The sequence below is a fragment of the Sphingomonas sp. Leaf38 genome (genome assembly GCF_001421825.1).
Taxonomy (GTDB): Bacteria; Pseudomonadota; Alphaproteobacteria; order Sphingomonadales; family Sphingomonadaceae; genus Sphingomonas.
In genome coordinates, this window is the sequence record NZ_LMLD01000004.1 from 151,081 (window position 1) to 158,784 (window position 7,704).

7 protein-coding genes are annotated in these 7,704 nt (G+C 67.4%); 6 read left to right on the forward strand and 1 reads right to left on the reverse strand.

Annotated features, from left to right (window positions below; genetic code table 11):
* Window positions 1–1,674, reverse strand: a 1,674-nt coding sequence (locus tag ASE88_RS00925) for an AsmA family protein (RefSeq protein ID WP_235527615.1), incomplete at its 3' end; no start/stop codon positions are given.
* A 200-nt stretch (window positions 1,675–1,874) separates the two neighbouring features.
* Here ASE88_RS00925 and rpmI point away from each other — a divergent pair.
* The 6 genes from rpmI (at window position 1,875) to ASE88_RS00955 (ending at window position 7,620) form a co-directional block, all read left to right on the forward strand.
* Complete coding sequence (gene rpmI / locus ASE88_RS00930; protein WP_031395289.1) at window positions 1,875–2,078, forward strand: 50S ribosomal protein L35; 204 nt, start codon at window positions 1,875–1,877, stop codon at window positions 2,076–2,078.
* A 19-nt stretch (window positions 2,079–2,097) separates the two neighbouring features.
* A complete protein-coding gene (rplT, locus tag ASE88_RS00935) occupies window positions 2,098–2,463 on the forward strand; it encodes a 50S ribosomal protein L20 (RefSeq protein ID WP_031395288.1) in 366 nt (121 codons plus the stop codon).
* Between the two features lie 246 nt (window positions 2,464–2,709).
* Entirely contained in the window at window positions 2,710–3,051 is a 342-nt protein-coding gene (locus ASE88_RS00940) for a GIY-YIG nuclease family protein (protein WP_056474288.1), read from the forward strand.
* A 22-nt stretch (window positions 3,052–3,073) separates the two neighbouring features.
* Window positions 3,074–4,168, forward strand: a complete 1,095-nt coding sequence (pheS, locus tag ASE88_RS00945; protein ID WP_200910118.1) for a phenylalanine--tRNA ligase subunit alpha — start codon at window positions 3,074–3,076, stop codon at window positions 4,166–4,168.
* Window positions 4,165–6,579: a phenylalanine--tRNA ligase subunit beta gene (gene pheT, locus ASE88_RS00950; RefSeq protein WP_056474295.1), complete on the forward strand. Its 2,415-nt coding sequence runs from the start codon at window positions 4,165–4,167 to the stop codon at window positions 6,577–6,579. The genes pheS and pheT overlap by 4 nt, the downstream gene beginning before the upstream one ends.
* Before the next feature lie 156 nt (window positions 6,580–6,735).
* Window positions 6,736–7,620, forward strand: coding sequence for an aldose 1-epimerase family protein (locus ASE88_RS00955; protein ID WP_055881944.1), 885 nt, complete (start codon window positions 6,736–6,738; stop codon window positions 7,618–7,620).
* The last annotated feature ends 84 nt before the right edge of the window (window positions 7,621–7,704 follow it).

The following is a 7,704-nucleotide window of genomic DNA, read 5'->3' on the forward strand; positions in this document are numbered from 1 at the left end:
GCCGCCGCGCACGGTAAAGCCGATCAGCCCGCAATTCACCTGCACCGGCTCTTTGAGCTTCCCCTGGAACATCCGCTGCGCAAACGTGCCGATGTCGAGCTCGGCGAGCTGGATGTTGCGCACCGACAGCGCACCCGACGGCATTACGAACGCGATCCGCCCGCGCGACGACGCCAGCGAGTCATGGACCGAATCGCCGCGGCCCTTCAACTCGATCCGGCCCCTGATCGTCCCCGTCGTTCCCGCCTCGGCGAGCCCATATCCCTTCAACAGCCGCCCGAGCGGCGTCGGTGCGAGCCGGATGTCGTAGGACACCGCGCTCGGCCGTGCGCGCGTGTCGAATACCACGTCGGACGCCACATTGCCGCGCGCCATCGCAAAGGTCAGCGGCGACAGCGCAAGCCGCCCGCGCTCGAGGTCGAGCGTCAGGTCGACGTTGGAGATCGGGATGTTCTTCGATTTGACGACGCCGATCGTCCATTTCAGATCGGCATCGAACAGCCGCATCGTCTCGATCGGCAGCGCCGCGTTGGGCAGCAGACGTTGCGGTGCCGCCCCCGTCGCCGCCGCTGCGGCGACCGCGCCCTTCGATTCGACGATGTCGGGATTGTAGCCGATGAACGGCGCGGCATCGACGATGTCGAGGCTCTTGGTCGCCAGCACCGAATCGAGATGGATCCGCTCACCGTTCACGATCGTCAGCTTGCCCGCTAGATCGGTGCGACCCGCCACGCCCTTGATATGCGTGAAGCGATATTCCTCGCCATGCTTCACCATCTGGCCGCGCAGCCGGTAGGTGCGCGTGTTCGGGATCGCGACGTCGATCACGCCCAGCAACGTCGACAGATTGGCCCCGCGCGCGGTGACGGCCAGCGGCACGTCCTCGACATCGGCGATGCTCGGCAGCGTGCCCGCGACGTCGATCACGTTGCCCGCCGCGCGCATCCGCGCGACCAGCTTGTTCTCTCCCCGGTTGGCCGTCGCGTCGGGCGACAAGAGCTGCGCGGTCACGGTGAACGGCGTCTCGCGCAGGCGGCCGGTGCCCTTGAGGCCGACGGCGCGTCCGATCGTCGCATCGACCGAGCGGATGTCGGCGACGTCGAGATTGGCGAGCACGCGCATCCGCGGATCGAGATAGCGCACGCTCGTGCCCGTCACCGTCGCCACGTCGATCCGCGGGAATTCGAGCGGCTTGCCGCCCTTCTTCTCGCTGAACGTCCACGTATTGGCGGTATGCGCCGCGTTCCACTCCAGATCGACCGCGCCGTTGACCAGATCGAGCCAGTAGAGCCGACGCTTGCCGAAGATCAGCGACAAGGGTGCGATCCGCGTGTCAAGCTTGTCCGCCTGAAACAGGTTGGGTCGGCTCGCCCAATCGGGGTTGGAGAGCGTGAAGCGCTCGGCGTAAAACTTGATTCGGAACGGTGCGAAATAGAGCTGGAAGTCGCCGCCGACCGTCACCGTGCGGTGCGTCATCGACCCGACGATCCGCTCGAACGGATGCTTCAGGAAGCGCCCCTTTGTGATGTAGAGCACCAGCCAGATCGCCGCGATCACCGCGACGATCCCGATCAGAATGTTCCGCAGGATCCGCCGCTTGCGACGCGCTGGCGGGTCCGCGGGTCCTGGGGCCGGGGAGGGGGCGTCGATCGGCTGCGTCGGGCTGGCGTCCATGATAAGCCTATCGCATGGCGGGCGTAGCGGTTCCACTATGGTCGGATGCCGCATTATTGCGGGAATGCGACTTGAGATTTCGGACCGATGCGGGTATCGGCGCCGCTTCCTCGAAGGGATACGCGTTCGACGAATCGCCCGGCCAGTGTGGGCTGCCGCGGCGATTTCAGCGTTTCCCTTCGTCAACCGAAAGGATAAAAATGCCCAAGCTGAAGACCAAGAGCGGCGTCAAAAAGCGCTTCAAGCTCACCGCCACCGGCCTGCTCAAGCACGGCGTCGCCGGCAAGCGTCACCGTCTGGCGCATCACAACGGCAAGTACATCCGTCAGAACCGCGGCACCAAGCTGCTGTCCAAGGCCGATACCGCAGCAGTGAAGGCCTGGGCGCCTTACGGCCTGCGTTGAGCTGAGAAGGAATTAGACAATGGCACGCGTAAAACGGGGTGTTACCACCCGCGCCAAGCACAAGCGTATTTTGGTTCAGGCGAAGGGCTATTATGGCCGTCGCAAGAACACCATCCGCATCGCCCGTCAGGCCGTCGAAAAGGCCGGACAGTACGCATATCGCGACCGCAAGGTTAAGAAGCGCACGTTCCGCGGCCTCTGGATCCAGCGCATCAACGCCGGCGTCCGCGCCGAGGGTCTGACCTATTCGCAGTTCATGCACGGCGTGAAGCTTGCGGGTATCGAGCTCGACCGCAAGGTCCTGGCCGACATCGCCATGCACGAGGGCGCAGCCTTCAGCGCGATCGTCGCCCAGGCGAAGGCCGCACTCCCCCAGGCCGCGTAACTCGCGATCTGCAGGTTGAGGTTCGAAAGGGCGCCGGTGGGAAACCACCGGCGCCCTTTTCGTGTCTGGGGTTCGCCGACCCGCCATCCCCCCCTCCGTCATCCCGGCGAACGCCGGGACCCACGGTTACGGCGGACCCAGCGATAACGTGCTATCATCACCCGGCCCGCAGCCATGGGTCCCGGCGTCCGCCGGGATGACGGATTTAGAAGATCCGGGGGGAGGGCGATCAAGGGGGAGCAAGAAATGCGCGAAACCTTTCAGCCCTGCGTCTACATCCTCGCCTCCCGCCGCTACGGCACGCTCTACATCGGTGTCACCTCAAACTTGCTCGCGCGGCTGGTTCAGCACCGCGAGGGGTTGATCCCCGGCTTCACTCGCCGGTACGGCATCAGACGTCTCGCCTATTACGAGATGTTCGACAGTATGGAGGCCGCGATCGTTCGCGAGAAGCGGCTGAAGGAATGGCGAAGAGCGTGGAAGATCGAACTGATCGAAGCGCACAACGAAAATTGGGACGATCTGGGTATCGGTCCGGGGCTGCCCCGCCTACCCGATCTGCCGACCGAACCCGCCCTGGGAGTATGACGTGACGCAAGACCTGAACCAGATGCGCGAACACATGTTGACGGCGATCGCCGCGGCATCCGGCCTCGACGCGCTGGAGGCGTGCCGGGTCGAGGCGCTCGGCAAGCAGGGCACGATCACCGCGCTGCTGAAAACGCTCGGCAAGATGACCCCCGACGAGCGCCTCGTGCAGGGCCCGCTCATCCAGGGGCTCCGTGAGGCCGTGGCGAACGGCATCGCCGAGCGCAAGGCGACGCTCGAACGCGCCGCGCTCGACGCACGCCTCGCCAGCGAAACGCTGGACATGACGCTCCCCGCCGACGCGCCCACGCCCGGCACGATCCATCCCGTCAGCCAGGTCATGGACGAACTCGCCGAGATCTTCGCCGACCTCGGCTTCGCGGTCGCGACCGGGCCCGAGATCGAGACCGACTGGCACAATTTCTCCGCGCTCAACATCCCCGAGACGCATCCGGCGCGCGCGATGCACGACACCTTCTATCTCCAGCAGGGGATCGACGCGAAGGCCGCGGGCACCGCCGATGAGAAGACGACCTTCTCGCTGCTCCGCACGCACACCTCGCCCGTCCAGATCCGCACGATGCTGAGCCAAAAGCCGCCGATCCGCATCATCGCGCCGGGCCGCACCTACCGCTCGGACTCGGACGCCACGCACACGCCGATGTTCCACCAGGTCGAGGGCCTCGTGATCGACAAGGGCATCACGCTCGGCCACCTGAAGTGGACGCTCGAAACCTTCGTGAAAGCGTTCTTCGAGCGCGACGACATCGTGCTGCGGATGCGCCCGAGCTATTTCCCGTTCACCGAACCCTCGGTCGAGATCGACGTCGGCTACACGCTGGTCAAGGGCAAGCGCGTCGTCGGCGGCGCGGAGCCCGATGGCTGGCTCGAGGTTCTGGGCAGCGGCATGGTCCATCGGAAAGTGATCGAGGCGTGCGGGCTCGATCCCGACGAGTGGCAGGGCTTCGCGTTCGGCTGCGGCATCGATCGGCTCGCGATGCTCAAATACGGCATGGACGACCTTCGCCCGTTCTTCGACGGCGATATCCGCTGGCTGAAACATTATGGTTTCTCGAGTCTCGACGTCCCCACTCTGTCGGCCGGAGTCGGCGCATGAAGTTCACGCTCAGCTGGCTCAAGCAGCACCTCGAAACCACCGCCACGCTCGACCAGATCGTCGACGCGCTGACCCGCATCGGCCTCGAGGTCGAAGGCGTGGAGAATCCCGGCGAGAAACTCGCCGCGTTCCGCATCGCCAAGGTGCTCAGCGCCGAACGCCATCCGCAAGCCGACAAACTGCAGATCCTGTCGGTCGACGCCGGTGACGGCCCGCTCCAGGTCGTCTGCGGCGCGCCCAACGCGCGCGCCGGCTTGGTCGGCGTGTTCGGGGCGCCCGGCGCGTATGTCCCCGGTCTCGACGTGACGCTCAAGCTCGCCAGCATCCGCGGCGTCGAATCGAACGGCATGATGTGCTCGACGCGCGAGCTGGAACTCGGCGAGGATCATGACGGCATCATCGAGCTGCCCGAGGATGCGCCGATCGGCACGCCGTACCCCGACTATGCCGGGCTCACCGATCCCGTCATCGACGTCGCGATCACCCCCAACCGCCAGGACTGCATGGGCGTGCGCGGCATTGCGCGAGACCTCGCCGCTGCCGGCATGGGCACGCTCACGCCACTGATCTTCGATCCGATCGTCACCGACGGCGCTGGCCCGTCGGTCCGCACCGAGGACACCGCCGGCTGCCCCGCCTTCTTCGCGCAGACCGTCGCCGGCGTGACCAACGGCGACTCGCCCGACTGGATGCGCCGCAGCCTGCTCGCGATCGGCCAGAAGCCGATTTCCGCGCTGGTCGACATCACCAACTATCTGATGATCGACCTCGGCCGCCCGCTGCACGTCTATGACCGCGCCAAGCTGTCGGGCGGCCTCGTCGCGCGGAGAGCGAAGGACGGCGAACAGGTCGTCGCGCTCAACGGCAAGACCTACACCCTCGACGAAACCATGACCGTCATCGCCGATGACACCGCCGTCCACGATATCGGCGGCATCATGGGCGGCGAGCATTCGGGCGTCTCCGCGGACACCACCGACGTGCTGATCGAATGCGCTTATTTCGATCCCGACCATATCGCGCGCACCGGCCAGAAGCTCACGCTCACCTCCGACGCGCGCAGCCGCTTCGAACGTGGCGTCGATCCGGCGTTCCTCGACGACGGCCTCGCGATCGCCACCGCGCTCGTGCTCCACATCTGCGGCGGCACCGCGAGCGCCGTCACGCGCTCGGGCGAAGCACCGGTAGAGCCCCGCGTGATCCACTACGACCCCCGCCTCAGCGCAGACCTGGGCGGCCTCCACGTCGCCCCCGAACGCCAGGCGCGCACGCTCCTGTCGCTCGGCTTCACGATCGGCGCGATCAAGTCCGCTGATGCGTTCAGCGACGCGCTGTTCTCGACGATCGAGGGCAAATGGCCGGTGACGGTCCCCACGTGGCGCCGCGACGTCGACGGCCCCGCCGACCTCGTCGAGGAAGTCGTCCGGATCGAAGGCATCGACAATATCCCCTCGACCCCGCTGCCGCGCCTACCCGGCGTCGCCAAGCCCACCGCCACGCCCGAACAGAAGCTCGAACGCCGGGCACGCCGCGCCGCCGCAGCCCGCGGGCTCGACGAAGCAGTGACGTGGAGCTTCCTCTCGGAGGCCGAAGCCGCACCGTTCGGCGGCGGCGCGTGGACGCTCGCCAACCCGATCAGCGAAGACCTGAAGGTCATGCGCCCCTCGCTGCTCCCCGGCCTGCTCGCCGCGACCGGCCGCAACCTCAAGCGCGGCCAGCAAAGCGTCCGCCTGTTCGAGATCGGCCGCCGCTATCTCGCCGAGGCCGAACGCGCGACGCTCGGCGTGGTGCTGGCGGGCGACCGCCGCCCGCGCGGCTGGCGCGAGGGCAAGGCAGCGAGCTTCGACGCCTATGACGCTAAGGCCGAGGCGATCGCGCTCCTCGCCGCCTCGGGCGCACCCGTCGACAATCTCCAGGTTATGGGAGAAGCCGGTGATGCGTGGCATCCCGGTCAGTCGGGCACGCTCCGGCTCGGGCCGAAGACGGTGTTGGCGAGCTTCGGCATGCTCCACCCGTCGGTGCTGAAGGCGTTCGACCTCGACGGCGCGGTCGCCGCGGTCGAGATCTATCTCGACGCGATCCCGCCCAAGCGTGCCTCTGGGTTCGCGCGTCCTGCCTACACGCCGCCCGCGCTCCAGGCGGTCCGCCGCGACTTCGCGTTCCTCGTGCCGGCGGCGCTCGCCACCGACACGCTGGTCCGCGCGGTGAAGGGGGCCGACAAGGCCGCGATCGTCTCCGCGCGCGTGTTCGACGTGTTCACCGGCCAGGGCGTCGAGGACGGCCACAAGTCGGTCGCGGTCGAGATCGTCCTGCAACCCACCGCCAAGAGCTTCACCGACGAGGAGATCAAGGCGGTGGCCGACAAGGTCGTCGCCGCGGCGACGAAACAAGGCGCGAGCCTACGCGCGTAACGCTCCCCAACACCCTTCGTCATCCCCGCGAAGGCGGGGATCCATACTGGCTGACCAAGCGCTTCTATCGGGAGCGCTGCCACTCTGGATCCCCGCCTCCGCGGGGATGACGCGCGGCGTAGCGTACAAAATGGCCGACCGTAGCGGAGTACAGACATGACCGACCTCATCACGATCGCCAACGACCACCTGACCGCGCAGATCAACCCGCTCGGCGCCGAACTCACCTCGCTCAAGGACGCGGCCGGCCGCGAGCTCATGACCGATGCCGACCCGGCCTTCTGGACCGGCCACGCGCCGATCCTCTTCCCCGTCGTCGGTCGCCCCTACCGCGACACGATCCGCATCGACGGCACCGAATACCCGATGAAGCAGCACGGCTTCGCGCGCCGCATGGCGTTCGCCGTGTCCGAACAGCAGCCCGGATCGGTCGCCTTCACGCTCGAGGCCACGCCCGAGACGCGCGCGGTCTATCCATTCGACTTCGCGCTGACGATCACCTTCGTCCTGGCCGACGCGACGCTCGCCATCGACGTCGCGATCACCAACCCCGCCGCGCAAGCCCTCCCGGCGAGCTTCGGCTTCCACCCCGCCTTCGCCTGGCCGCTGCCTTACGGGCAGGATCGCGCCGACCACCGCATCGTCTTCTCGGCCGACGAGCCCGACACGCTGCGCATGATCGCCGACGACGGCACGATCGCCGAGGGCGAGCGTCCCTCGCCGCTGGAGGGCCGCACGCTGCGCCTGCGCGACGACCTGTTCGCGAAGGACGCGCTGGTCTGGGACACGGTCCGCTCCGACTCGGTCACCTATGGCGCCGAGCACGGCCCGCAGCTGCGGATCGATTTTCCCGACACGCCCAAGCTCGGCCTCTGGACCAAGCCCGGCGCCGCCTATGTCTGCGTCGAACCCTGGCACGGCATCGCCGACCCCGAGGGCTATACCGGCGAGTTCCGCGACAAGCCCGGTGTGTTCGAGGTGGCGCCGGGGGACGTTAAGCGGATCGCACTCCGCGTCACGCTGGTCCCACCCGCGCGCTGACCCGAAACGATCCTCCCCCGCCAGGGGGAGGTGGCGCCGAAGGCGACGGAGGGGGAGGACACGGAACGAGCGTTTCCCTTCCCC

Excerpts from the sequence above, each read along its gene's own strand:
- rplT (WP_031395288.1), top strand. The coding sequence starts at position 2,098 with ATGGCACGCGTAAAACGGGGTGTTACCACCCGCGCCAAGCACAAGCGT.
- rpmI (WP_031395289.1), top strand. The coding sequence starts at position 1,875 with ATGCCCAAGCTGAAGACCAAGAGCGGCGTCAAAAAGCGCTTCAAGCTC.
- ASE88_RS00940 (WP_056474288.1), top strand. The coding sequence starts at position 2,710 with ATGCGCGAAACCTTTCAGCCCTGCGTCTACATCCTCGCCTCCCGCCGC.
- pheT (WP_056474295.1), top strand. The coding sequence starts at position 4,165 with ATGAAGTTCACGCTCAGCTGGCTCAAGCAGCACCTCGAAACCACCGCC.
- pheS (WP_200910118.1), top strand. The coding sequence starts at position 3,074 with ATGCGCGAACACATGTTGACGGCGATCGCCGCGGCATCCGGCCTCGAC.
- ASE88_RS00955 (WP_055881944.1), top strand. The coding sequence starts at position 6,736 with ATGACCGACCTCATCACGATCGCCAACGACCACCTGACCGCGCAGATC.